This is a genomic window from Corynebacterium sp. ACRQK (genome assembly GCF_022345965.1).
Lineage (GTDB): Bacteria > Actinomycetota > Actinomycetes > Mycobacteriales > Mycobacteriaceae > Corynebacterium.
This window is the reverse complement of record NZ_JAKRMU010000003.1, coordinates 82,851-107,603: the sequence shown is the minus strand read 5'-3', so window position 1 is coordinate 107,603 and position 24,753 is coordinate 82,851. Positions and strand designations below refer to the sequence as shown.

Annotated in this window: 27 protein-coding genes; 17 read left to right on the top strand and 10 right to left on the bottom strand. The window is 61.4% G+C overall.

Features of this window, described 5'->3' with window-relative positions:
* Positions 1-14 precede the first annotated feature (14 nt).
* Positions 15-488, top strand: coding sequence for a CD225/dispanin family protein (locus tag MHX63_RS04680; RefSeq protein ID WP_239387451.1), 474 nt, complete (start codon positions 15-17; stop codon positions 486-488).
* Here the strand turns inward: MHX63_RS04680 and MHX63_RS04675 are convergent.
* From MHX63_RS04675 to rpmB, 6 genes are all read right to left on the bottom strand, one after another.
* The gene (locus tag MHX63_RS04675) at positions 477-1,421 is read right to left on the bottom strand and encodes an AEC family transporter (protein ID WP_239387450.1); all 945 of its coding nucleotides are present in this window, start codon (positions 1,419-1,421) and stop codon (positions 477-479) included. The genes MHX63_RS04680 and MHX63_RS04675 overlap by 12 nt on opposite strands.
* 45 nt (positions 1,422-1,466) lie before the next feature.
* Positions 1,467-2,216, bottom strand: coding sequence for an RDD family protein (locus tag MHX63_RS04670; protein WP_239387449.1), 750 nt, complete (start codon positions 2,214-2,216; stop codon positions 1,467-1,469).
* Positions 2,217-2,479: 263 nt separating this feature from the next.
* Complete coding sequence (gene rpsR, locus MHX63_RS04665; RefSeq protein WP_005293672.1) at positions 2,480-2,728, bottom strand: 30S ribosomal protein S18; 249 nt, start codon at positions 2,726-2,728, stop codon at positions 2,480-2,482.
* Between the two features lie 15 nt (positions 2,729-2,743).
* Positions 2,744-3,049: a 30S ribosomal protein S14 gene (gene rpsN, locus MHX63_RS04660; protein ID WP_005293669.1), complete on the bottom strand. Its 306-nt coding sequence runs from the start codon at positions 3,047-3,049 to the stop codon at positions 2,744-2,746.
* A 3-nt stretch (positions 3,050-3,052) separates the two neighbouring features.
* Complete coding sequence (gene rpmG, locus MHX63_RS04655; RefSeq protein WP_005279910.1) at positions 3,053-3,217, bottom strand: 50S ribosomal protein L33; 165 nt, start codon at positions 3,215-3,217, stop codon at positions 3,053-3,055.
* A gap of 2 nt (positions 3,218-3,219) precedes the next feature.
* Positions 3,220-3,456 (bottom strand): 50S ribosomal protein L28, encoded by a 237-nt coding sequence (rpmB, locus tag MHX63_RS04650; RefSeq protein WP_005293665.1) that lies wholly within the window; start codon positions 3,454-3,456, stop codon positions 3,220-3,222.
* A 461-nt stretch (positions 3,457-3,917) separates the two neighbouring features.
* Between rpmB and MHX63_RS04645 the strand changes: the two genes are divergently transcribed.
* From MHX63_RS04645 to MHX63_RS04620, 6 genes are all read left to right on the top strand, one after another.
* Positions 3,918-4,181, top strand: a complete 264-nt coding sequence (locus tag MHX63_RS04645) for a type B 50S ribosomal protein L31 (RefSeq protein ID WP_005293662.1) — start codon at positions 3,918-3,920, stop codon at positions 4,179-4,181.
* A 66-nt stretch (positions 4,182-4,247) separates the two neighbouring features.
* Entirely contained in the window at positions 4,248-4,415 is a 168-nt protein-coding gene (gene rpmF / locus MHX63_RS04640; protein WP_011273951.1) for a 50S ribosomal protein L32, read from the top strand.
* 144 nt (positions 4,416-4,559) lie between these two features.
* A complete protein-coding gene (locus MHX63_RS04635) occupies positions 4,560-5,255 on the top strand; it encodes a response regulator transcription factor (RefSeq protein ID WP_034988140.1) in 696 nt (231 codons plus the stop codon).
* A 125-nt stretch (positions 5,256-5,380) separates the two neighbouring features.
* Positions 5,381-6,805 carry a HAMP domain-containing sensor histidine kinase gene (locus MHX63_RS04630; protein ID WP_239387448.1) on the top strand — a complete coding sequence of 475 codons (1,425 nt, stop codon included), beginning with the start codon at positions 5,381-5,383 and terminating at the stop codon, positions 6,803-6,805.
* A 134-nt stretch (positions 6,806-6,939) separates the two neighbouring features.
* Positions 6,940-8,409, top strand: coding sequence for a S1C family serine protease (locus MHX63_RS04625; RefSeq protein ID WP_239387447.1), 1,470 nt, complete (start codon positions 6,940-6,942; stop codon positions 8,407-8,409).
* A gap of 85 nt (positions 8,410-8,494) precedes the next feature.
* Positions 8,495-9,136 (top strand): molybdopterin-binding protein, encoded by a 642-nt coding sequence (locus MHX63_RS04620; RefSeq protein WP_239387446.1) that lies wholly within the window; start codon positions 8,495-8,497, stop codon positions 9,134-9,136.
* Between the two features lie 253 nt (positions 9,137-9,389).
* Here the strand turns inward: MHX63_RS04620 and mscL are convergent, their stop codons facing one another.
* Together mscL and MHX63_RS04610 are read right to left on the bottom strand one after the other, a co-directional pair.
* Positions 9,390-9,824 (bottom strand): large conductance mechanosensitive channel protein MscL, encoded by a 435-nt coding sequence (gene mscL / locus MHX63_RS04615; RefSeq protein ID WP_239387445.1) that lies wholly within the window; start codon positions 9,822-9,824, stop codon positions 9,390-9,392.
* 51 nt (positions 9,825-9,875) lie between these two features.
* A complete protein-coding gene (locus MHX63_RS04610; protein WP_239387444.1) occupies positions 9,876-10,499 on the bottom strand; it encodes a 5-formyltetrahydrofolate cyclo-ligase in 624 nt (207 codons plus the stop codon).
* Positions 10,500-10,585: 86 nt separating this feature from the next.
* Here MHX63_RS04610 and MHX63_RS04605 point away from each other — a divergent pair, with 86 nt between their 5' ends.
* The 6 genes from MHX63_RS04605 to MHX63_RS04580 all read left to right on the top strand — a co-directional run bounded on the left by MHX63_RS04605 (position 10,586) and on the right by MHX63_RS04580 (position 16,275).
* The gene (locus tag MHX63_RS04605; protein ID WP_239387443.1) at positions 10,586-11,503 is read left to right on the top strand and encodes a UTP--glucose-1-phosphate uridylyltransferase; all 918 of its coding nucleotides are present in this window, start codon (positions 10,586-10,588) and stop codon (positions 11,501-11,503) included.
* Between the two features lie 11 nt (positions 11,504-11,514).
* Positions 11,515-12,816, top strand: a complete 1,302-nt coding sequence (gene glp / locus MHX63_RS04600; RefSeq protein WP_239387442.1) for a gephyrin-like molybdotransferase Glp — start codon at positions 11,515-11,517, stop codon at positions 12,814-12,816.
* 7 nt (positions 12,817-12,823) lie between these two features.
* Positions 12,824-13,537: a GNAT family N-acetyltransferase gene (locus MHX63_RS04595; RefSeq protein ID WP_239387441.1), complete on the top strand. Its 714-nt coding sequence runs from the start codon at positions 12,824-12,826 to the stop codon at positions 13,535-13,537.
* 109 nt (positions 13,538-13,646) lie between these two features.
* Positions 13,647-15,017 (top strand): gephyrin-like molybdotransferase receptor GlpR, encoded by a 1,371-nt coding sequence (glpR, locus tag MHX63_RS04590; protein WP_239387440.1) that lies wholly within the window; start codon positions 13,647-13,649, stop codon positions 15,015-15,017.
* Positions 15,018-15,033: 16 nt separating this feature from the next.
* On the top strand, positions 15,034-15,456 hold the full coding sequence (locus MHX63_RS04585; protein ID WP_239387439.1) for a DoxX family protein: 423 nt from the start codon (positions 15,034-15,036) through the stop codon (positions 15,454-15,456).
* A 36-nt stretch (positions 15,457-15,492) separates the two neighbouring features.
* On the top strand, positions 15,493-16,275 hold the full coding sequence (locus tag MHX63_RS04580; protein WP_239387438.1) for a zf-HC2 domain-containing protein: 783 nt from the start codon (positions 15,493-15,495) through the stop codon (positions 16,273-16,275).
* A gap of 10 nt (positions 16,276-16,285) precedes the next feature.
* Here the strand turns inward: MHX63_RS04580 and MHX63_RS04575 are convergent, their stop codons facing one another.
* Positions 16,286-17,956 (bottom strand): dolichyl-phosphate-mannose--protein mannosyltransferase, encoded by a 1,671-nt coding sequence (locus MHX63_RS04575; protein WP_370643978.1) that lies wholly within the window; start codon positions 17,954-17,956, stop codon positions 16,286-16,288.
* A gap of 10 nt (positions 17,957-17,966) precedes the next feature.
* On the opposite strand from MHX63_RS04575, the gene rsmI reads away from it, so the two are divergent.
* The 3 genes from rsmI to metG all read left to right on the top strand — a co-directional run bounded on the left by rsmI (position 17,967) and on the right by metG (position 22,633).
* Positions 17,967-18,890, top strand: coding sequence for a 16S rRNA (cytidine(1402)-2'-O)-methyltransferase (gene rsmI / locus MHX63_RS04570; protein WP_239387437.1), 924 nt, complete (start codon positions 17,967-17,969; stop codon positions 18,888-18,890).
* Positions 18,891-19,060: 170 nt separating this feature from the next.
* Positions 19,061-20,746 carry a BCCT family transporter gene (locus MHX63_RS04565; RefSeq protein WP_239387436.1) on the top strand — a complete coding sequence of 562 codons (1,686 nt, stop codon included), beginning with the start codon at positions 19,061-19,063 and terminating at the stop codon, positions 20,744-20,746.
* A gap of 48 nt (positions 20,747-20,794) precedes the next feature.
* A complete protein-coding gene (metG, locus tag MHX63_RS04560; protein WP_239387435.1) occupies positions 20,795-22,633 on the top strand; it encodes a methionine--tRNA ligase in 1,839 nt (612 codons plus the stop codon).
* A 4-nt stretch (positions 22,634-22,637) separates the two neighbouring features.
* On the opposite strand, the gene MHX63_RS04555 is transcribed toward metG, so the two are convergent.
* On the bottom strand, positions 22,638-23,318 hold the full coding sequence (locus MHX63_RS04555; protein ID WP_239387434.1) for an HAD family hydrolase: 681 nt from the start codon (positions 23,316-23,318) through the stop codon (positions 22,638-22,640).
* Positions 23,319-23,454: 136 nt separating this feature from the next.
* Here MHX63_RS04555 and MHX63_RS04550 point away from each other — a divergent pair, with 136 nt between their 5' ends.
* Positions 23,455-24,738 carry a CynX/NimT family MFS transporter gene (locus MHX63_RS04550; protein ID WP_239387433.1) on the top strand — a complete coding sequence of 428 codons (1,284 nt, stop codon included), beginning with the start codon at positions 23,455-23,457 and terminating at the stop codon, positions 24,736-24,738.
* Positions 24,739-24,753: the final 15 nt, after the last annotated feature.

The following is a 24,753-nucleotide window of genomic DNA, read 5'->3' as shown; positions in this document are numbered from 1 at the left end:
AGCCGAGGAAGCTAGTGACCAACCCATACGATCAGAACCCTTCCAACGAGGACCCTTTCGGCCAGCAGGGAAACCAGGGCTACCCATACAACAGCGGGTACAACCAGAACCCGAGCCAGAACCAGCCCCCGAGTTACGGCAGCTATCAGAACAACAGTTACCCGAATCAATCCGCCGGCTACGGCGCGCAGCTGGGTCAGAATTACCAGCCGGGCGTGGGTAGCACCCCGCCGGATAACTGGATGTGGGCGACGATTCTAACGACAATCTTGTGCTGCCTGCCCCTCGGCGCAGTAGGTATTTACTACTCCTCGCAAGTAGAAAGCCGCTGGTACCGCGGTGACTATGCAGGTGCACAGGATGCGTCGGACAAGGCGAAGAACCTAGCCATTGCATCTGCAGTGGTATCCGCTGCCCTTATCATCCTGTACTTCGTCTTTTTCGTCGGAGTGCTAGGCCTAAGCATGAGCGAACTATCAGAAACTTAGAAACACCATAATCAGCGCCATCACTGGTAGCGCGAGCCCCGTGGAAACCACCGCGGTGTCTCGGGCTAAAACTTTATTCACACCGAAACGCTGGGCGTACGTGAAGACGTTCTGCCCGGTCGGAAGAGCCGCCAGGAGAACCATGGCCAAAAGCAACTGGGACGAGGCGTCACAAAGAAAGACACCGTAGAACGCGGCGATGGCGGGGTGCACGACGGTCTTGACAAACGACGCCGCCCATACGGAGCGACGGGGCGACAGTCCGGGCTGGAGCACGCGCACCTCCGCCATGGACATGCCGAAGGCGATCAGTGCGCAGCCGACGGTGGCGTCCGCGATAATCCCCAGCGGATCCGCGACAATCGTCGGCAGGATAAAGCTCGTGTTGTGCTGCAGAAGAGAGATGACGATGCCGATGGTGGCGCCGATGATCAGAGGGTTCTTCAAGATCGTCAGCAGAGTAGAGCGCACAAAGCTCGTGGCCTGCTTGCCGGTGCGCATATCCAGGGCTAGCACGCTCAGCGGGCCGTAGAAGCCGACCTGGAAGAGGATCACTGGGAGGGTAAGCGTGGGGTCATCCATCAAATGGGCGGCTAGTGGGATGCCCAGGTTGGAGCCGTTGCAGTAGGTGCAGGCCAGCATCGCGATGATGGAATCCTCGATGGACCGTCGCGTAATCCAGCGATAGCCGAGGAATGCCAAGAAGCCCGTGGTGAGCGTGGACAGCGCCACGACCAGAAGGTTTGGACCGAATAGCTGGGCAATGTCCGTCTTTGACATGAACGTGATCAGCGTGCAGGGCAGCGCGATCCAGAACACAAACATGTTCAGGGTATAGACCGCATTGGGGCCTAAAAGCCGAAGACGCCCTACTCCGAAGCCGATCGCTATGACGAAGATGACGACGGCAAAGCCGGAGAGGACGTTCAACATGGGGCTATCTTAGGTGTTTGCGCCTTAAGCGCAGTAGTCGCGACCTTAGTTAACCCCGTAGTACGCGGACTTGTCCACCACATAGGCGTTGGCGAACTTATCGGTGAAGGACTGCTTCTCCGGGCTCTGGCCAATGGTCACGCCCACGGCAATATAGATAGCCACCTGCGCGAAAGCACCCACGTTCGGGATCATACCCAGGATCGCGCCTATGATGTACCAGCCGTTGCGCTTCAGCGACTCGACCGGCTGGATGTTCTGCCCGTCGGCGGACATCACACGGGCGCCGATAGCCATCTTGCCGAGGGTAGCTCCCTTCTTGGATTCCATGAAAACACGGTAGGCCAACCAGACGATCAGCATGATGATGCTGGAGATCATCACCTTGGTGGTCGGGTAGGGGACATCCACGGCATCCGGAGATTCTGCATTGACAGTGGCCTGGAACCAGTCCATGAGATCCTGACCAGCGATAGCGAACATCACAATGCCGCCGATAACCACCTGCACCAAGAGGCTGTCGATGATGAGCGCCAGAAGGCGCTTCCAGGCGCCCGGGCGGTTGTTGCCGAACATGGCACCGTTGTTGGCCGCAGCATTCGGGAATGCGGGCGCGCCATAAGCATTGGGATCGCCGGCGCCGTAGTTGCCGGCGCCGTAGCCACCCTGCTCAGCGCCGTAACCGGTCTGCTCGTAGGGGTTGGAGTCGCCGGCGTTTCCGCCGGTGTAGCTGTTGTAATCCGGCAGATCATTGGAACCAAAGTCGCCGTTGGGATAGTTGTTGTTATTGCTCAACTGCAGGCTTCCTAACTGTTGTTCGGCTTGCGTCCGAATGTGTCTGCGCCCCTTCTCAACCCGGCGGGCAAGGGGAGCGCGTAAGAGTTTTACTGTGCAAGCTTAGCGAAGAAAGTAGACAGGCTGCCGAACGGGTGGCCAAAGGCACGAAAAAGACCCGCCGCCTAGCTCGCGCTTTCGCACGGGGCGGTGGGTCTTGATCGTGTCTGTTAAACGTCTCCAGGCCGCAGCCTTTCGCTGCTAGCCCGAAAGGGCACAGCGGCTTAGCGACTGTGGAAGGGCAGCAGGGCCATCTCGCGCGCGTTCTTCACGGCGGTGGCAACCTGACGCTGCTGCTGCGGGGTCAGGCCTGTCACGCGGCGAGAGCGAATCTTGCCACGCTCAGAGATGAACTTACGCAGCAGGTCGTAGTTCTTGTAGTCAACCGTCTCAATGCCCTCGGCCTTGAGCGGGTTCTTCTTCGGGCGGCGGGACTGTTCCATCCGCGCCTTCTTCATGTTGGTGCGCTTCATTGTGAAAGCTCCCCCTTACCAGCTGGACTTGCGTACGCCCGGCAGCTCACCGCGGTGAGCCATGTTGCGGACACGTACACGGGACAGGCCGAACTTACGCAGGTAGCCGCGCGGGCGGCCATCAGCTGCATCGCGGTTACGGACGCGAACTGGGGAAGCGTCGCGGGGCTGACGGTTCAGCTCCCACTGTGCATCCAGGCGCTCCTCGTCGGTGCTGTTCGGGTTCTTGATGATCTTCTTGAGCTCAGCGCGACGCTCCGCGTAGCGGGCGACGATTTCCTTGCGCTGCTCGTTCTTCGCGATCATGGACTTCTTAGCCATAAACTATCGCTCCTCGCGGAATTCGACGTGCTTGCGGGCAATCGGATCGAACTTCTTCAGAGTGATGCGATCCGGGTTGTTGCGCTTGTTCTTACGGGTGACGTAGGTGTAACCGGTGCCAGCCGTAGACTTCAGCTTGATGATTGGGCGGATATCGTTACGTGCCATAGTTAGATCTTCTCCCCACGGGCGCGGATCTTGGCAACGACAGACTCGATGCCGTCACGGTCAATGGTCTTCAGGCCCTTGGTGGACACGTTCAGTGTGATGGAACGGCCCTCAGAGGGCAAGTAGAACGTACGGCGCTGGATGTTCGGGTTCCAGCGACGGTTCGTGCGGCGGTGCGAGTGGGACACAGACTTGCCGAAGCTCGGCTTGCGTCCCGTGACCTGGCAATATGCCGACATGGGTTTTCTCCTTCCGCCGGAGATCTCAGGTGCCTGCGCCGCGCACTTCCAAAACCCATGGTTAGACGGGCCAAGAGCTCTAGGTGGTGGGGCGCTGCATCTAGCGTATCTAGCCTAAAATCTGTCCGGCGATGACGTTTACATAGACAACAGCGGGAGCTAACTTTACAGCACCGCTGCGCCATAACCTAATCGCTGTTCTTGACGCCCTACGCCCCAGTTGGCCCCATCCCAGCTCGGGAAACGCGATTTTCTTTATGGCCTTCTCTTTCGCTATGATAATTCTTCGTTGTGCGACCGACTTTGTCACGCCCAAAATCCACCTGCTTAGCGGGCTGGCCTAAAGGGCGTCAGTAAGAAGAAGGCGCGCTGCTTTTTATGACCCGACTCAGGCACGACCCGCGCAAGTAACGCACGGGACCGACCTGATGTACACGTACCTAAGGGAATAAGAGGAAACCATGAAGAAGGATATCCACCCCGACTACCACCCCGTAGTCTTCAAGGATGCGAGCACTGGCCACCAGTTCATCACTCGCTCCACTGCTACCTCCGACCGCACCGTTGAATGGGAAGACGGCAACGAGTACCCGCTCATCGTCGTTGACGTGACCAGCGAGTCCCACCCCTTCTGGACCGGCGCTCAGCGCGTTATGGATACCGCCGGCCGCGTGGAGAAGTTCCAGCGCCGCTACGGCAACATGACCCGCCGCAAGAAGAAGTAAGACCTCTTCACACAAAGAAGATCACAAGAAACCTATTTCACACCTTTAATAAGGAGGTAGAAGACAATGGCAGTTCCGAAGCGCCGTATGTCCCGTGCAAACACGCACTCCCGCCGTTCCCAGTGGAAGGCCGACAACGTTGCTCTGCAGCACGTTAAGGTTCAGGGCCAGGATGTTCAGATTCCTCGCCGCCTGGTGAAGGCAGCTCAGCTGGGTCTCATCGACCTGGATTAATACGAGCCCAGTAGCGCACCCCGTCACACATGCCCGTGTGGCGGGGTTTTGCGTATGCAAACTAGGCCTAAGAAATCCTGTGCTTTTCTTAAAAATGTTGTGGCGCGCAGGCGTGATTACAGAATCATAGGCACAATGGAGTGCATGAAGATTCTTGTTGTAGATGATGATCAGGCCGTGCGCGAATCCCTGCGCCGTTCCCTGATCTTCAACGGCTACACCGTCGTCCTGGCAACGGACGGCGAGGAGGCCCTTAAGCTCATCGCTGACGAACGACCGGATCTGGCCATCCTCGATGTGATGATGCCCAAGAAGGACGGCCTGGACGTATGCCGCGAGCTGCGTAGCCACGGCGATGACCTGCCGATCCTGCTGCTGACCGCCCGTGATTCCGTAGAGGAGCGAGTCGCCGGCCTGGATGCCGGTGCAGATGACTACCTGCCCAAGCCTTTTGCTCTGGAGGAGCTGCTGGCTCGCACCCGTTCGCTATTCCGCCGCGCGGCGCGCCCCGCGATCCAGGAAGGGGAGGCGCACGAGCCACTGAGGTTCGAGGATCTGACCCTGAACCCGGAGACGCGGGACGTTTTCCGCGGCGACCGACAGATCAGCTTGACCCGCACGGAGTTCGCCCTGCTGGAGCTGCTGATGAACAACCCGCGCAAGGTGCTTTCCCGCAATACCATCCTGGAAGAGGTCTGGGGTTATGACTTCCCAACCTCCGGAAACGCGCTGGAAGTCTACATCGGCTACCTGCGCCGTAAGACGGAGGCCAACAACGAGACTCGTTTGATTCACACTGTTCGTGGGGTGGGCTACGCGCTGCGTGAGACCGCACCGTGATCCTGCGTAGGCTCCCGGAGGGTTACCTCGCGGTAGAGCCCGAGCACGCCTCAGCCGAGAACAGGGGCGCGGATACTCGAGGAGAGAGCAGGAGGGACCGGCTGATCCAGTCCCTCCGTTTTTCAGTGCGTGGATTATCTCTGCGTACCCGACTGGCCGCCCTCACCGCCATGGTGGTGATGCTATGTATCGCCATCATCACCACCTCCTCCTACGCCACAGTGAAGCAGGTGCTGTCGCAGGAGATGGATAAGACGCTGCAGACGCAGGCGCAAGCCTATATCGACTCGGGCTTTGAGTTCCCAGTCAGCGAGACCGGAGAGGGCGATGACTACCGTCCCCGCTTTCTCGACTCCGATAACAACATGAGTGTCCTCGTCGTGCCCGCCGACCAGGCGGGGCGGCAAGCGGCAGTCCACAAGTTCGAGGGCATTCTCAGCCCCAACGAGATAGCCGTCCTTGTTGGCGACGACCCTTATACCTTCGAATCAGAAGGCGACAAGCGAAGCTTCGCCATCGGCGCCCTCGACGGTCGCGTGATTGTGCTGCGCTTGGATATTGCCTTTACGAACCAGACGCTGGAATCCCTCTGGTTGGTTCTGATTCTGATATCGGTGACCGGCTTCATCGCCTCCATCATCGCGGGCATCGCAATTGCGAACTCCGGCATTCAGCCGATTACTCGCCTCCGCCGAGCTGCCGACGAGGTTTCCCGTACCGGCGAGCTGCGCCAGATCCCCGTCTACTCCCATGATGAGCTCGGGTCCCTCACGAATTCGTTCAATAACATGATGAATGCGCTCCAGGAGGCGCAGACGAAGCAGAAGAACCTCGTTGCGGATGCTTCGCATGAGCTCAAGACACCGTTGACTTCGCTACGCACAAACGTGGAGCTGCTGATGTTGGCGTCACAAACAAAAGACGGCGAAGGCCCCGGCATCAGCGAGGAAGACCTCAAGGACTTAGAGCGCGACGTGATCGCGCAGATCGACGAGATGAGTGGACTGATTGGTGACCTGGTGGACCTTGCCCGCGAGGACTCCAACCCGGAGGTTCTAAGCATCGTCGAGATCTCCGAACTCATCACCCTGGGCATCGAGCGCGTGCAGCGGCGCCGTCCGGACGTGATCTTCGATACGCACCTGATTGAGTGGCACCTGCGGGGAGATGCTTTCGCCCTGTCGCGCGCACTGCTGAATCTGCTGGACAACGCCGCAAAGTGGTCGCCGGAGGGCGGTGTGGTGCGCGTGTGGATGCAGCCGATTGTTGTTGAGGAAGGTGACGCCACAGGCTTCGATACCGTCGCCACAGCACACCAGGAAGTGGAGATTCGAGTGGCGGATTCCGGCCCTGGCATTCCGAAGGAGGATCGCGAAAATGTCTTTGACCGCTTCTATCGTTCGATCCAGGCGCGTTCAATGCCTGGCTCCGGCCTGGGGTTGGCGATCGTCAAGCAGGTCATCGAGAGGCACCACGGGGTGATCGTGGCCGACGAGTCGGACGACGGCGGCGCCCTGATGCGTGCGGTGCTGCCGGGGGAGCCGAGTTAGCTGGATCCAGGCGGGGGGTCGGGAACTTTTCTCTAAGGTTTTTCCTTAAACTGGCAGAAAAACTACAGCATTCGCAGTGCTGAATTACATACATAACGGACATACTGGTCGCTATGGACGAAAGGAAACACAATATGGGCGAGAACAACTCGGGGGACGGGCAGCGGATGCCCGGCGAACCGAATTTTTCTAACCGTGGCCAGAAGCCGGTGCGAGGGGGCGGCGAGCCGCTGGGTGGAGTTCGCCGGGACCACATGCGCTGGGACGCTCTGCAGGGGCAGACGCAGGAGCCGGCTACACAGGTAGGTCCGGCGGTGCAGCCTCAGCAACCTGCACCGCCGGCACAGCAGGCGACACCTCCGAGCTCACAGCCATTCCCGCAGCAACAAAGTCCACAGCAGCCAGAGCCGCCGCAGGGGCTGACCCCGCCGCCGGGGCCTGGACAGGAGCCTTTCACGGACCCGTACCAGTCTCAGCTGAGCAGCCAGCCGCAGGAAAAGAAGCGCTGGTCCACCCCGGCCGTTGCGGCGCTGCTACTGGCGGGCGCTGTTGTTGCTTCCGCCGTCACATATGTGGGCATGGACTCGATCAACGGCAACCAGGCCAGCAACAACGCCACATCTTCCTTCGATAACTCCAACAATTCTGGCAAGTCCTCGCAGGATAGGAAGGCTTCCAACCCGGTAAAGCCGGGCAGCACGACCGACATTGCCAACAAGGTCCTGCCCGCTGTGGTTTCAATCCGAGTTATGACATCTCGGGGCGGGGAAGAAGGCTCTGGTTCAGTTATTTCCTCAGACGGCTTGATCCTCACGAACAACCACGTCGTCGCGGGTGCCGAGGACGGTCGCGCGAAGATGGAAGTTACTCTCAACGACGGCCGTACCCTCGAGGCAGATCTGGTTGCCGCCGATCAGCCCACGGATATTGCAGTTATCAAGGCAAAGAACGTCACGGACCTGCAACCCATCGAGTTTGGAGACTCGGACATGGTGAATGTCGGCGAGGACGTGATGGCGATCGGTTCCCCCCTGGGGCTGTCAGCCACGGTCACTACCGGCATTGTTTCAGCGAAGAACCGCCCCGTCCAGGCTACTGGCGAGGACGGCGGAGAGGCCTCCCTCATCGATGCGATCCAGACTGACGCCTCCATTAATCCCGGTAACTCCGGTGGTGCCTTGGTGGACATGGAGGGCAAGCTCGTCGGCATTCCCTCCGTCATCGCCTCGACCGGTGGTGGGGAAGTGGCCGGTTCCATCGGCCTGGGCTTTGCCATCCCGATCAACCAGGCGGAGCGCATCTCCAAGCAGCTAATTGATAACGGCAAGGCCGAGCACCCGATCATCGGAGCGAAGGTCGATACACGCTCTAGCGAGAACGGTGCCGTTATCGCGGATGTGAACAAGGACAGCCCCGCGGACAAGGCAGGCTTGAAGAAGGGCGATCTTGTTACCCACGTGGATGACCGGCGCGTCGATTCGGGCGTGGGACTGATCGCAGCCATCCGTTCGCACGCCGTGGGCGACAAGGTCAAGCTGAAGGTCAAGGACGGCCCCGATGGCGAGGAGCGGGAGGTCGAGCTGACGCTCACCGCCGCCGAGTAAACCCATATTCCCGTTCGTCTGTACAGCAGAGGGCGAACGGGATATTTTATTAGTTACATCCGATTATCGATTCAGGAGGATCGCCGTGCCAGCTCGGAAGGCTAAAGAAGGGTCTGCGGACATCAGCGAAGTTATGGCCATGAGTTCCGTCGATCACGCGCAGGTGGACCGTCTGGCAGAGGAAATCCCGGAGCCGGACGACGCACTGTTCCACTCTCTGGATGCCCAGGAGCGCAGCCGGGAGCAGCTCAGCGACGAGCCGCCATTGCACGCCATGGTTGTGCTGGTCACTGACTTTCCGGAAGAAAAGGCCAAGAACGGCGAGCTGGTTGCAGAGCTGCTGGCAGAGGAAGGCTTCCTCGTCGATGCCGTGCTCAACGTCGAATCCCGCAAGTCCGCAATCCGCAAGGTCATCCAGACCGCTGTGGTCGGCGGTGCCGATCTCGTCGTCACGATCGGTGGTACGGGTACCGGCCCGCGCGATAAGACTCCGGAGGCCACCCGCGCTGAACTGGACCGAAAGGTCCCGGGCATCGCGGAGGCTCTGCGCGCTTCCGGTTTGGCGGCTAACTCCTTGGATGCGGGTCTGTCCCGCGGAGTCGCAGGCATCTCGGGTTCGACCGTGGTGGTCAATATTGCCGGGTCCCGCGGCGCGATCCGCGATGGCATGGCCACTCTCGGGCCTTTGGTGCGTCACGTTGTCGACGATATGAACAACCGAGCCTAGAATGAGCACCGGCCACTCAAGTGAGAGCCAGCCGGGTCGCCGTCGTCGTAGGTTTTACGGCAAGGTAGGAAAGGCCGGCCAAGCTGGGAGTTCGGGTTCTTCTTTTATTGACGTCATTGCCCCCGGCAAAAACAAACCCCACTCAAGCCCTTCACGGGATGAGTGGGGTGACGATCGCCCTTCCGCAGAGCAGGAGCGCCGCTTCCTTGAGGAACAGCGCCCGCCGCACTGGTGCTAGCGGGGCTGGGGCACGTTAGTTTTCTGCGTGCTTGCCGGTCGGCTCTGCCTCGCCGCCACGCTGCTCTACCAGCAGGTCGCGGATCTCGGCCAGCAGCTCGGTCTCAGTAGCTGCAGCCTCCTCCGGCTCGATGCCCTTGCGGCGAGCGTTCAGGTCAGCCAGCTTGTTCATCGGCATGATCATGATGAAGTAGATGACGGCAGCGATGATCAGGAAGTTGACGGCGGCGGTTAGGACAGCTCCGATGTCAACGAACGTAGCGTCGTTACCCTCGCGGAGGTGGAAGCCCAGGCCGAACTCGGGGGAGCCACCCACTGCGGCCAGGAGGGGCTCGACGATGCCGCTGGTGAAAGCGGTGATGATGGCGGTGAAGGCACCGCCGATGATGACGGCTACGGCAAGTTCCATGACGTTGCCGCGCATGATGAACTTCTTAAAACCTTCAAGCATGGTGCAAAAGACCTTTCTTGTCCGCGACCTAGCGCAGACTTTGCAAAGCGACTAAAAAATGGGGAAGTATCCGAGATCGTTGATTACAGCGTCTACGACCAGATCGTGGTCTTGGCAGGGAACCTCACGGGTGAATTCTTCGTGGTCTACCACAGCCCATACCTTCACATGCGACGGGCGATTGGCAAGAGTTCGATCATAGAAACCACCGCCCTGTCCGAGCCGTGTCCCATGATAATCAATCGATAGTGCAGGTGTCACTATTACATCTGCGCACGCTGGGAAAGTGTGAGTTGCATTACTATCCGAACTATCCGATTCAATTAATGGTTCCCCCACCGGCTCGAGGATTCCCCACGTACCCTCGACGAGGTTTGGGTTGTCCGGCTGATATTCGATCCATTCAAGACTAGGGGCGTCACCACGAACAACGCGAGGGAGCACCACCCGCGCTCTGGTACGCGCCAGGACATCAGGAAGATCAGCACCACCCGGCTCATTGGAGAGGGGGACATAGGCGCCGATGATGGAAGGCGTGCTGGGGAGTTCCGCGAGAGCGTCCAATAGGTGAGTCTGAATGCTTCGGTCGCGTAAAGAACGCTCGTCGACGCGGCCGGCGCGGGCAGCTCGCACTCGGGAGCGGGCGCGCTTCTTCAGGTCAGCGGGGGTGGTCATCGCCTAAAAGCATACTGCAGAAGAAAACTCTCCTTAAGTGGTGTGTAGAGCACGAAACCCGGAGCTTAAAGCGCTACTATTCCGGCATGACTTCTAGCCCTACGATCTCCACGTCCGAGCAAGCAGCACTGCGTACCGTCGTAGTTCCAGCTGCCGGGCTTGGAACCCGCTTTCTGCCCGCCACCAAAACCGTTCCCAAGGAACTGCTGCCCGTCGTGGACACTCCCGGGATCGAACTGATTGCAAAGGAAGCCGCCGATGCGGGCGCGAACCGCTTGGCGATCGTGACGGCTCCGAAAAAAGGCGGGGTGCTCGGCCACTTTGATACCGACGAAGAACTGGAGCGCACGCTAGAGCAGCGCAACAAAACCGACCAGCTGAACAAGGTGCGCGCCACCGATGGGCTGATCGACGTAGTGGCTGTCGAGCAAGAAAAGCCACTCGGACTGGGGCACGCCATCGGTCTGGCCGAAGATGCGCTGGATGACGACGAGGATTGCTTTGCCGTCATGCTGCCGGATGACCTGGTGTTGCCGATGGGCGTGATGGAGAAGATGCTGGCCGTGCGCAAGCAGTACGGCGGATCCGTATTGTGTGCCTTCGAAGTGCCGCGCGAGGAGACAAGCAACTACGGAGTCTTCGAGATTGACGAGGCGGACCACGCCGACGTGAAGATTGTGAAGGGCATGGTGGAAAAGCCGGCCGTCGAGGACGCTCCGTCCAACTTTGTGGCCACCGGGCGCTACCTGCTGGATCGACAGGTATTCGATGCTCTGCGCCGCACGAAGCCGGGCAAGGGCGGGGAAATCCAGATCACCGACGCCATCGAGCTGATGATTACCGAGGGCCACCCTGTGCACATCATCGTCCACCACGGCCTGCGCCATGACCTAGGCAACCCGGGTGGGTACATTCGAGCTTGTGTCGATTTCGCGCTTCAGAATGAGACATATGGCCCCAGCCTGAAGACCTGGCTGCGGGAGCGCCTGAACCAGGAAAACTAGGGGCAGCAAACATGCGATCGGTCGAAGAACAACTGGCAATCATCACCTCTGCGGCGGTGACCCCCGAGCCAGTGCGCATCGCCATCACCGAGTCCCTGGGGCTGCGCTGCGCCGAAAGGGTCGAAGGGGCCGAACCGTTGCCCGGATTCGACCAGGCCGCCATCGATGGCTATGCCGTACGCAGCGTGGATATCCGCCAGGCTCTGGCGGCCACCCGGGGTGGCGACCCCGACCGAGGTCCGGAGGATGCCGCGGCCGCGGAGAACACCAGCGGTGTGAAGGAAACCCTGCCGATCGTCGGCGATGTGACCGCCGGTTCCCTGCGCCCGATTCGTTTGCAGCCGCGCCAGGCAGTGCGGGTGGAGATGAGCGCACCGCTGCCCACCCTGGCGGATTCAGTACTCCCGCTGGATTGGGTGGAAAAAGAAGGCCGCAAGATCCGCCCACTGGAGGCCATTGCTTCCGGCGAGTTTGTGCACCGGATGGGCTCCGATGTGCAGCCCGGCGACGTGGTTGTGGAAGAAGGCGCCGTTATTGGCGCAGCTCAGGTGGGTCTGCTGGCTGCCGTGGGGCGTTCCAAGGTTCTGGTTTATCCGCGCCCGCGCCTGTCTGTGCTGTCTTTCGGCCGTGAACTGCTAGACATCGACCGCGATCCGGCGGTGGGGCAGGTGTACGACGTGAACTCCTACGCCCTGGCCGCTGCTGCCCGCGAGGCCGGCGCGGACGTGCACCGCGTGGGGATCCTCGGCGGCGAACCGCGCAAGATGCGCGAAGTGCTGGAAAGCCAGCTGTTGCGCTCCGAGGTTGTGGTGATCTCCGGCGCGGTGGGCGGCGCGGCCAGCGACGAGCTGCGGGAAATCCTCTCTGAGATGGGGGAGATGGACATCCAGCGCATCGCCATGCACCCGGGTTCAGTCATAGGCTTTGGCACGCTGGGGCAGGACAAGGTGCCGACCTTCCTAGTTCCCGCTAACCCCTCTGCCGCCCTTGTGTCCTTTGAAGTCATCGTGCGCCCGCTGGTGCAGCTGATCCGTGGCCGCCGTCAGGCCACCCGCCGTGTGGTGCCTGCCCGCACGATCGCCGGCATCGCCTCGGCTCCTGGCCGCAGAGGCTTTATCCGCGGCCAGTTGATGCGCGACCGGGAGACCCGCGAGTTCCTGGTGGATCCCCTCGGAGCGGTGAATGGTGGTGAGCCGACTCACCTGCTGGGCAGCCACGGACAGGCCAACTGCCTGATCGTGGTCCCGTCGGACGTGACGGACGTGGCGCCGGGGCAGGAAGTGGACGTGTTGTTCCTCAACAACAAGGATTAGCCCGCTCGTGCTTCACCGACTGCGCGCCGCCTTCGCCCCTGCTGCGGTGCCCGAGCAGCACACCCGGACCGTTCTGAGCCGTGGGCATATGTACGGAACTCTTAATGACGCCTCCACGGCCGCCTTGCCGGTTAGTTTGCGTCCCGTGCGCGCCACCGACGGGGCGCAGTGGAGCGCCGCGCGGATCGAAGACCAGAAGCTACTGCAACCCTTCGAACCGACGGTGCCGGGAGACTGGGCTGCAGCGCACAGCCCGCAGGCCTGGCGGCAGACCTTCCACAATTTGCAGGTCTTGTCCGCCGACCGCCTGTTGGTGCCGATGGTCATCGACATCGATGGGAAGTTCGCGGGCCAACTGACGCTAGGCAATATCCAATACGGAACAGTCTCCAGTGCCTGGATCGGTTACTGGGTGCACTCGCGGTTCCAAGACCATGGCGTGGCTACTGCGGCGGTAGCGCTGGGTGTGGACTTGGGGATGCAGGCAGTGGGGCTGCATAGGATAGAGGCTACGGTCATGCCGGAGAACGTGGCGTCCAGAAAAGTGCTAGAGAAAACCGGCTTCCGCATCGAAGGACAGCTACAGCGAAACCTGCACATCAACGGCGAATGGCGGGACCACCTACTGGTGGCACAGACGCAGGAAGAAACGGCGCCGGACGGGGTGGTGCGCAGGCTGGTAAACCACGGAATCTTGGGACTGGCTGTGAACCGAAACTAGCCTCGGCGTGGCGAGCGTATAGATAGGGGTTGCGCGGGTAGCGTGGCAAGCACTTGACCACTCACGCTGCCCGCATAAACTTCCCAAACTTCGAGGAGAACTGATACACGTGTCCGGCTCCCTTTTGCTCATTGCCGCGGTCTGGTTGGTGCTGCTGGCGCCGCTTCTGCTGCGCAACCAGAAACCCGTGCGACGGACTGCCCAGGCGCTGAGCGAAACCCGCGTGTTGCACCGAGGAGGCAGCACGCTGAAGGCGAAACGCAAGCTCAAGCCGGCCGAAGGGCTCTACATGTCCTCCGATGACGAGGAGCTGGAGCTGGTCGACGCAGAGCCGGAGTATGTTCTGCTAGAAGACGAAGATTCCACAGCCGGCGCGACGTCGGATAAGCCGCGTGGACTGCGGGCGCTGATGACCACGAAGGGCAGCGAGCGGAGCGAGGACAGCAAGCACAGTGAGCGCAGCGAGGGCAGCGAGGACGCTGAGGTGGTAGACGGCGAGGTAGTGGACGCCGAAGCGGCAGACGCCGAGGCGAAGACCACTGAGGCAACGTCCACCGAAGCGCCCGAGCAGGCGGCCGCGACCACTGACGACGCTGACGCAGCCGATGAGGGCTCCGAGAAGGTCGTGGCAGCAGCATCGACGAGCAGTGCAGTGCGCTACACCGCTCAGGATGAGATGGATACCGGCGAGTTCTCCCCGATCAAGACGGCGGAGATGAGTGCTGAAGCTGCGGAGACTGGCGCTGAGGCCACTAAGTCTTCTGATTCCGATGAATCCACGGAGCGCGCAGAGCAGAACGAAGAGCAAAGCACCCGCCAAGCCGCATACGCCGCAGTCCCGACTGAGTACCTGCGCGGTGGGGATGTGAAGGCGTCACCAGATTTGGTAGACCACGTCGACGCACCTCCGGCGGACAAGAGCCTGGACATCCTCGAGGAGTCCGACGAGCTGAGCGAGGCCGATCTGAAGTACCTGGCCGCCCGTCGCGGCCGCGGCGTGTACGACCCAGTGGCCTCCGCGCGCCTGGCCCGCGAGCGCCAGAACCGCCGCAAGAAGGTGCTGCTGGTGCTGCTGGCACTGTGCGCCCTGACCTTCGGCGCCAGCCTGGCTCTGGGTAGCGGCGTGTGGCTGACCTTCGTGGCCATGGTTGCCTTCACTGCCTTCTACCTGGTGATGCTCCGCCGCCAAGCCATCGAGGAGCGCGAGCTGCGCCACCGCCGGCTGGTGCGTATGCGCCGCGCCCGCCTGGGTGTTCGCAACACGGAGGATGACGAGCTGGGCGTGCCGGATCGCCTGATCCGCCCGGGCGCCGTGATCCTGGAGACCGACGAAGACGACCCGGCCTTCAGCAACCTGGAGTACGCCGACGGCAGCGACTTCTTCGACCTTCCGGGTGGGGGTCCGGACACGAACGGACCATCCGCTTCCGGCTCGGACGAGGAATACATCGATCCGCGCTCCGGCATCCGCGCGGTCTAGGGGTAAAACCTTCCACATGCTGAACTACCCTGCAGCGCGTGACGCGGCTTTGCTGCTACTGCGCCTTGTCACCGGCGTGATCTTCATTGCCCACGGCTGGAAGAAGGTCTTTATCGACGGCATGAGCGGAGTAACCGGCACCATCGCCACCTTCGACCGCCTGCACATTCCGCAGCCGAAAGTCAGCGCCTGGGCGGCCGCCAGCTTCGAGATGCTCGGCGGCGCAATGCTCATCGTTGGTTTGCTGACCACGGCAGTCGCCGGACTATTCGCCATTTACAGCGCATTGGTGCTGTACTTCGTGCACTGGTCCAACGGTTTTTTCGTCACCGATGGGGGCATGGAGTTTGTGATGCTCCTGGTCGTCTCGCTTATGATGATTGTTGTTTTCGGCGCGGGGCGCGCGAGCCTGGATAAGGCGCTGTCGCGCTTCGGCTGAAGTTAAGTCAAGCACGCAAGAGGCGGGATTAAGAGCATGGACTGTCAAGCGGTCAGGACCTCGATGTCCGCCCGGCTCGACGGCGAAACTGCAGAGCTGCCCGACGATCTGGTCGATGCGCACCTGGCCGCCTGCGAAGACTGTCAGCGCTGGTATTCCACCGTCACCGCGCTGGGCCGCCGGATGAACGTCTCCGCCACCCCGGAGGAAGACGCGCCCCAGGCGGAACCGAACGACGACCGGAAGGCCGCGCTCCTCGCGCAGGTTCTTGAGCAGGCCGATCACAATCCACAGATCAGCGGGGGACTGCGCCGCCGTCAGTTGCCTTTGCTCTTTGGGCGCTCCGCCCTTGTCATCGTGGCGCTGGTCTATGTTGTGTGGGGCCTGTCGATGTTGTTTGGCTCGCCCCTTGGGGATGACGCCGACTCGTCTCAACTCCGTCTGGTCTCCGACGCGGCAACGATGCGCTTTGCACTGGCCGGTGGCCTTCTGTGGGCAGCTTGGCGCCCGAAGGCGGCCTCGGCGGTTTTGCCTATCTATCTGGGGCTATGGGCTTTCGGATTAGGGTTCGCAACGCGGGAGATCGTGCTGAGCATGGTCGGGGAAGAAGGCAGCCTGACTACCCTATGGCTTCTGCTGGTGCATCTTGCAGCGGTCGTGGCCCTGGTCGTGGTGTGGGCCGGTAGGCAAAACGTGTTCATGCCGTTGCAGCAGTCTTTCCGCGCGCTGATGGCCCAGCCGGTGCACTTCAGCCCCAGCGACGCCCGACGTAACTCCACCTTTGAGCTTGGTCAGCCGCGCCCGCGGGGCTGGGACTAGCGCCGGGAGTTTAGCGCCAGGAAGGCAGCCACATCCGCATATCGAAGGCGAAATCGGACAGCGGAGTTGCCGTGTAGATCGGCAGGAAATAAAGGAAGTTCCAGACCACCAGCATCAGGTAGATTACTACCAGCAGCTGGCCAGGGCGAGCTTTCACAAAGGTTTTGGGGGAGGAGTGCGGCTGGGCGGCAACGCCCGGGCGCTGCCAGCGCAGCAGCTGCCCCAAAGCCATGGCCAGCGCAATCGCCAGGAACGGAGCCAAATTAGCCGCGTAGAACAGATACATCTGGCGATCCAGGTTGACTAGCCAAGGCAGGAAGCCAGCTGCGAAGCCGATGACGGGCACCACCCACCGGCGATCCTTGTGCACGACCAAACACCACAGCCCCCACAGCATGACGGGGACACAGAACCACCAGATGACGGGCGTACCAACCAGCAGGATCACCTTGTGGATGCCCTCGTCGCTGGATGGGTTGTAGTACATCAGCGAACGGCTGGAGACCAGCCAGGACCACGGTTTGGACTCCCAGTTGTGGTGGTGGCCATTAGAGTTCGTCAGCTCCGTGTGAAAGCGCATGACGGACACGTGATAGTAGATGAAGTTCTGCAGAGTATCTGGAAGGAAGGACCAGAACCAATCCCCGGCGGTGTTGGTGTACTGCTCGGACTCCACGGCGTGGCGGAACACGCCCGTTTCGGAGGCGAACCACGCCCGCCAGCTGACCAGGTACAGGATCGCGGGGACAATCACCACGGAGAAGAAGGAAGGCAGAGCGTCGAAGAACGCGGTTCCTAAAAGGGGACGGCGCACGCCGAAACGGCGGCGTCGAAAATAATCAACCGTAACAATCGTCACCCCGAAAAAGGCCATGTAGTACAGGCCATTCCACTTCACCGAGAGCGACAAGCCCAGCGCCACGCCCGCGGCGAATCGCCACCAGCGATAGCCCATGCGCGGGCCGAGGGCGAAATCGTGGATGCGTCCAGTGGCCCAGACGCGCTGGAAGCGAGCCTCCATCTGCTCGGCATCTCGCACCACGAAATATGTCGCCAGGCACACCAGAAACACCTGGAAGTGGTCCAGCATTGCCGAGCGCCCTGTGACGAAAAGGATGCCGTCGCACAGGGCAATAATGCCGGCGAACAAGCCGATGAGGTCGGACTTTGACACTCGGCGCGCAATCGTGGCAATAAGCAGGATCGTCACCGCAGCCAGCAGGGCGGACATGATTCGCCACCCCCATGGCGTGTAGCCAAACACGGCCATGCCCAGCGCCTCGAACTGTTTGCCCAGGGGCGGGTGGACGACCAGACCGTAGCCTGGATTGTCCTCAATGCCACCGATTAGTGGGTTAGACCAGCTCTGCAGAATCTGCCAGGCCTGCGGCACATAGTGCTTTTCGTCGAACACCGGGGTGCCCGCGTCGGTGGGGCGCTGCAGCATGAGCAGGCGACTGAGCGCGCCGAACAGGCCGAGGACAATCAGGATGCCCTTCCACCGGGTGAAGGCGAACGCGCGCCGGCCGGACGCAGCGGTAGGCACGCGACGGGTCACGTCGGTCATGTCGTGCTGGTCGGCGGACACTTCATGGCTGTCCGCTAGAGGGGGAGTCGGTGTGGTCGGCACGAAAGCCAACTGTAGTAGAAGCTCCGGACAATCGGGCGCACTGGCGGGCATACTGGCGGGTATGAGTGAACCTGTAGAAGCCAAGACTCTCCCCGCAGACGCAGCCGCTGCGCTACTTGCCCGCGCCGCCGAGAATCGACCTCTGCCACAGGGGGGAATCATCTTGGCGGCCACGCCGCTGGGCAATCCGCTGGATGCTTCGGTGCGGCTGATCGACGCTCTGGCCAGCGCAGACATCGTGGCCGCGGAGGATACTCGCCGCACCCGGGCGCTCGCGGACACGCTGGGAGTGGAGATTTCCGGTCGAATCTACTCCAACTTCGACCACAACGAGGCCGAGCGGGCGGAGTTCTTCGTCGAGCAGGCAGTGCAGGGCCGACGCGTGCTAGTGGTGACAGACGCCGGCATGCCCTCCGTTTCCGATCCCGGGTTCCCGCTGGTCGTCGCTGCCCGTCGCGCTGGAGTGCCCGTGACATGCCTGCCGGGCCCTTCTGCGGTGCCGACCGCTCTGGCACTGTCCGGCCTGGGGGTGGGGCACTTCGCGTTCCTGGGCTTCGCACCACGCAAGGACGGCGCTCGGCGTTCGTTTTTTGGTTCCTTTAGTGACGCCCCCTACGCCGTCTGCTTCTTTGAATCCCCGCACAGGCTGGCCAAGACTCTGCAAACGGCAGCCGAAGAGCTGGGGGATCACCGACAGGCGGCGGTGTGCCGTGAGCTGACGAAAACCTTCGAAGAGGTGAAGGTCGGCGGACTACGGGAGCTGGCCGAGTGGGCGGAGAGCGGTGTGAAGGGGGAGATCTGCGTGGTGGTGGATGCCGCGGACGAGCAGGCGGAGCCGGACGTGGAATCGTTGGTCGAGTTGGTGGAGCAGAAAGTGGCGGAGGGGGAGCGTCTGAAGGCGGCGGCTGGAGACGTGGCAAAGGCCAAGGGTGTGAGCAAACGTGAGCTTTATGAAGCTGTGCTGCGCGGACGCGAGAAAAATTAGAGTTTTTTAAAAGTTTGACCAGGCAGCGCGGTGGTTGGCTTCTGTGCGGTATAAAGCCAGGTGAGATGGGGTTTATGAGGGGTTGAGGTAGGGGTTAAGAGCGCCATCTGGGCGCGGTTGGGGAACCGGCGCGGTTGAAAAGCCCCCACAATACCCCCCAATATTGAGGAATGACTGTATCAAGAGAAGAAGTAGCACCGACTGAGGCTGATCAGGAACAGTCCATCGACTGGGTAGTCACGGGCTGTGCGGCAGCCCTCATCCTGGCTGTCGTGCTGTGGGGCGTATTTGGTGGCGATAGCTTCGCCGCCTTCGCCTCGACGGCGTTGAGCTATGTCGTAGGTGACTGGGGCTGGCTGTACGTCCTCGCCGGCACGGTGTTTGTCGGGTTCATTCTGTTCATTGCGTTCAGTAAGTTCGGGCACATTCGCCTGGGCAAGGATAACGAGCCGCCGGAGTTCAACAGCATCTCCTGGGTGGCCATGATGTTCGCCGCGGGCATGGGTATTGGCCTGATGTTCTACGGTGTGACCGAGCCGTTGACGTACTACCGCGACGGCGTGCCGGGGGCGCAGGAGAACGATGTGGCCAGCTCCTTTGCCTCCACGCTGTTCCACTGGGGCCTGCACCCGTGGTCGCTGTACGCCATCGTGGCGCTGGCCATTGCATATGGCACCTTCCGTATGGGGCGCAAGCAGCTTCTGTCCGCGGCGTTTATTCCGTTGATCGGGGAGAAGCGCGCCGAGGGCGCGCTGGGCAAGATCATCGACATTGCCGCCATCTTCGCGACGGTTTTCGGTACCGCAGCTTCTCTGGGCTTGGGTGCCGTGCAGATTCAGGCCGGCCTGGATGCCACGGGCCTGATTTCCAACCCCGGTACTTGGGTGATTGTCGGCACCATCGTGATCCTGGGTCTTTGCTTCCTGGCTTCCGCCGCTTCCGGTGTGGGCAAGGGCATTCAGTACCTGTCCAACACCAATATGGTTCTGGCCGGTCTCATCGCTTTGTTCGTCCTGATCGTCGGGCCAACCGTGGTGATTCTGAACCTTATACCGACCTCCTTGGGTAACTACCTGTCCCAGTTCTTCCAGATGGCTGCCCGTACCGCTAACTCTGGCGATGGTGCGGATGAGTGGCTGGGTACCTGGACCATTTTCTACTGGGCATGGTGGGTCTCCTGGTCTCCGTTCGTCGGCATGTTCGTTGCCCGCATTTCCCGCGGACGTACGATTCGCGAGTTCGTGTGCGTGATCCTGATGGTCCCAACTATTGTGACCATCATTTGGTTCTCTATCTTTGGCGGTGCCGCGATCAACGCGGAGGAGACCGGCAACTCCATCTGGGGTGATGGCGAGGCGACCAGCCAGCTGTTCAACCTGCTGCAAACCCTGCCGATGGGCCAGGTGGCAAGCATCGTTGCGATGATCCTGCTGGCGACCTTCTTCATTACCTCCGCAGACTCCGCCTCCACCGTTATGGGTTCCATGTCGCAGCGTGGACAGCTGGTCGCCAACCGTGGCGTCACTGTGCTGTGGGGTGCGCTCACCGCGGGGATCGCCCTGATGCTGCTGCTTACCGGTGGTGACGAGGCGCTGACCAACCTGCAGAACGTGACGATCATCGCCGCCAGCCCGTTCTTGCTGGTGATTATCGCCCTGATGTTCTCCATCTACAAGGCTCTGTCTAACGACCAGCTGTACCTGGACGAAAAGGCGCACCGGGAATACGCCCTGCGTATGGCTCGCGAGCGTCGTATCAACCAGCAGGGCGAAGCTAAGGTCGCTAAGCGTAGCCGTCGTTACGGCGGGAGCGATGTTCCGCAGGCCGTCGCAGACGGCAACGCAGAGCATTCCTAAGCCGGGCTGCTTTCGCGTCGTGGTAGGGGATCACCTAATCTAAGGGTTATGTCGAAACGAGTTCTCACCTCAGTTGCATGGCCCTACGCTAACGGCCCTCGCCACATCGGCCACGTCGCCGGATTCGGCGTGCCTTCGGACGTTTTCGCACGTTATCAGCGAATGGCTGGCAACGAGGTGCTCATGGTTTCGGGCACCGACGAGCACGGCACCCCGTTGCTGGTGCAGGCGGAAAAGGAAGGCACGACCGTCCAGGAACTGGCGGATCGCTACAACCGCATCATCGTCGAGGATCTCGCGGGCCTCGGCCTTTCTTATGACCTGTTCACCCGCACCACCACCCGCAACCACTACGCGGTCGTGCAGGAGCTTTTCACCGGCCTGTACAACAACGGCTACATGGTCACTCAGACCACCCGCGGTGCCATCAGCTCGTCCACGGGTCGTACTCTCCCGGATCGTTACATCGAGGGCACTTGCCCGATCTGTGGTGCCAATGACGCCCGCGGCGATCAGTGCGACAACTGCGGAAACCAGCTGGATCCCGAGGACCTGATTGATCCGCGTTCCAAGATCAACGGTGAAACGCCGGAGTTCATCGACACCGAGCACTTCATGCTAGACCTGCCCGCCTTGGCAGAGGCCCTCACCACCTGGCTGAAGGGCCGCACCGACTGGCGCCCGAACGTGTTGAAGTTCTCCCTGAACCTTCTGGAAGACATCCGTCCGCGCGCCATGTCCCGCGATATCGACTGGGGCGTGCCGATCCCCGTCGAAGGCTGGCAGGACAACAACGCCAAGAAGCTCTATGTATGGTTTGACGCCGTCGTGGGGTACCTCTCTGCGTCCATCGAATGGGCCTGGCGTATCGGCGACCCGGATGCCTGGCGGAAGTGGTGGAATGACCCGGAGGCCCTGTCCTACTACTTCATGGGTAAGGACAACATCACTTTCCACTCTCAGATCTGGCCGGCAGAGCTGCTGGGCTACGGCGGCCAGGGTTCCAAGGGGGGCGAGGCTGGCGAGCTCGCTGAACCGGCACTGAACCTGCCGACGGAGGTCGTATCCTCTGAGTTTCTGACCATGTCGGGCTCCAAGTTCTCCTCCTCCAAGGGAGTGGTGATCTACGTGCGCGACTTCCTAAAGGAGTTCGGCCCCGACGCGCTGCGTTACTTCATCGCCACCGCTGGCCCGGAGACCACTGATACCGACTTCACCTGGGATGAGTTCGTCCGCCGTATCAACTCCGAACTCGCCAACGAGTGGGGCAACCTGGTGAACCGCACCGTCTCCATGGCCTACAAGAACTTCGGTGAGGTTCCCACCCCGGGGCCGCTGACCGCAGAAGATGAGGCGCTACTCGCCGAGTCCGCTAAGGCCTTTGAGCATGTCGGAGATAACATCAACCTCTCCCGCTTCAAGGCTGGCATCACCGAGGCCATGCGTATCGCGGGACGCGCCAACCAGTACATCGCGGCCATGGAGCCGTGGAAACTGGCAAAGGACGAGGAGCAGCGTGAGCGCCTGGCCACGGTGCTGTACACCGCCCTGCAGGTCGTCTCCGACGTGAATACCCTGCTGACCCCCTACCTACCGTTCTCTGCGCAAAAGATCTTCGAAACCCTCGGCGGCGAGGGCATTTGGGCTGCGCAGCCGGAGGTTATCGAGGTAACGGATGACTCTCCGCGGGAGCCAGTGGGCGTCGGGCTGCCCGAAGAAGGGCGCACCTACCCGGTCATCATGGGCGATTACACTAAGCAAAAGGCCACGTGGGCACGTCAGGAGATTCAGCCGGGGACACAGCTCAACAAGCCCAAGCCGCTGTTCCCGAAGCTCGACCCGGAGCTGGCGGAGACCGGCCCGGAGTGGGCGCCGGTGCAGAAGTAGCGGGCTAGTCCGCGCGGCGCAGGCCGGTGATAGGCGTGAGTACCTCGTGGACGGACTCCACTCCACGCCAGGGGAAGGCCTCCCAACCACGGCGCTGGGCAGCATCCAGGTTTGCCTGGCGGTCGTCGAAGTAGATCAGGGAAGCGTACTCGTGGCCGGCTGCAGCCGCGGCCTGCTCAAAGCGGCGGAATGCGCCCTGGTGGGGCTTGGTGAAGCGCAGGTCGGGGGAGAAACAGGTGACGGCCGCGGTGTTCGTCCAAACCTGATCCATCACGGCCTCCATGACCGGGCGCGGTGCGTTGCTGAAGATGCCCCATGGCTGGTCGATGGCATTCAGGTGGTTTAGCAGGTTAAGCACGGAAGCATTCACGGTGGAGCACAGGCGCGTGTCGGTCTCCAACAGCTCCGCGATCAGTTCCTCTGTGGGCTGCACGCCAGCAGCTCGGCAGAGCGTGGTGAAATAGTCGTTCGGCCCCATCGACAGGCTGTAGCTTTCGCGGTAACGGCCGTATGCTGCCTCGAAACTAAACGGGTCGGTGATGATGGTGGGAACGCTGGTCTGGCTGCCGTTGTTGGAGCGAGACTGAATGTTGGCGTGGCGGATCATCACGGTGGTGAGCTCGCGCAGGGTGTGGCGGCGCTGAACCAGTACGCCGCCCAGGTCGAAAACGATCAAGTGTTCCATGGTGTTGGTGCCTGCCTTTGCAGTCGCAATGTAGCGGGAGGTTGCTGGTCTAGTAGGGTTTGTAGCTAGTGTGACGCGCCCGCGTGACTAGAAAGTGGCGCCGACGCAAAGCTAAGACGAACCGGGGGTGAACAAAATGACGAAGATGACCAGTGCGGCCAGTGCGACCCGCCGAGTGCCCTCCGCGGTAGCATTCATCGCCGCACTTGCAGTGCTGTTGACCAGCTCCAACCTGCGCAGCCCCGTCAGCGCTTTCCCGCCGATCGCCGACGAAGTCAGCATTGACCTCGGCGCCTCAGACCTTTTCATCGGCCTGGTTGGCATGGCCCCTACGGCCATGTTCGCAGTTGCCGCGGTTCTTTCCAGCCCTCTAGCCAAGGCCCTGTCCTTCCGCGCGGTTATTAGCACCGCCATGGTGCTGGCGACTGCCGGGTTCGGTCTGCGCACTGCGGCGCCCAACGAGTTGCTGTTCCTTGCCGGGACAATGATTGGCCTGGTCGGGGTGGGTATTACAAACACCCTGCTACCTGCGGTCATTAAGGACTATTTCCCGTTCAAGCTCACGGTCATGTCGATCGCATACATGGCCGTCGGACAGGTCAGCATGGCTACCGCATCGGTGGTGTCCGTGCCGCTGGCCGAGCTCGGCGGGTGGCGCGTGGCGATTGGAGTGTGGGCGATCCCACCGTTTCTGGCGTTGCTGTGTTGGGGAGTTCTCGTGTTCTCGGTGACTCCGGGAACCGCCGCCCAGCGTGGCAGCGAGATGCTGCGACAGGCGCACCCGCGAAAGCTGCTGGGCGTCATTAAGAACAAAAACAACGAGTCGCGCGGCGCGTATCGGCACATATGGCGCAACCCCGTGAGCTGGGGGATTGTGGTGATGTTCGCCATGACGTCCTCCATTTCCTACTGCTTCATCACTTGGGCGCCGAAGATCATTGTGGAATCCGGCGGGTCAGCGCAGTTCGGCGGTGTTATCGGCGGAGTGTTTGCGCTCGTCGGAACTGCCTCGTCGTTCATCGTTCCGTGGATGACCTCGCGCTTCGAGCGCGGCGCGGCGTGGGCGACGATCCTGTCGTGCAGCTGCATGTTCGTCGCCCTGCTGATGGTGATCACCGACCCGATGCGCCTGCCAGTGGTGTGGATTTCACTGGTTTCACTGGGGTGCTCTACCTTTCCGTTGGGGCTGATGCTGATCGCCACCCGCACCCGCGAACCGAAGGCTGCTGCTGTTCTATCTTCCGGAGCCCAGGGCATCGGGTACACGGTCGCCTGCATCGGGCCTTTTGGTTTTGGTGCTTTTTATGACGCCACCGCGACCTGGACTCCTGGACTGTTAGTTCTTGTGGGGTTCAACTTCGTTTTGCTGGCGGCGGGCTTGGTGGCCAGCCGGAAGGTGTTCGTGGACGATCGCACTTAAGGGTGGCGCTAGGGT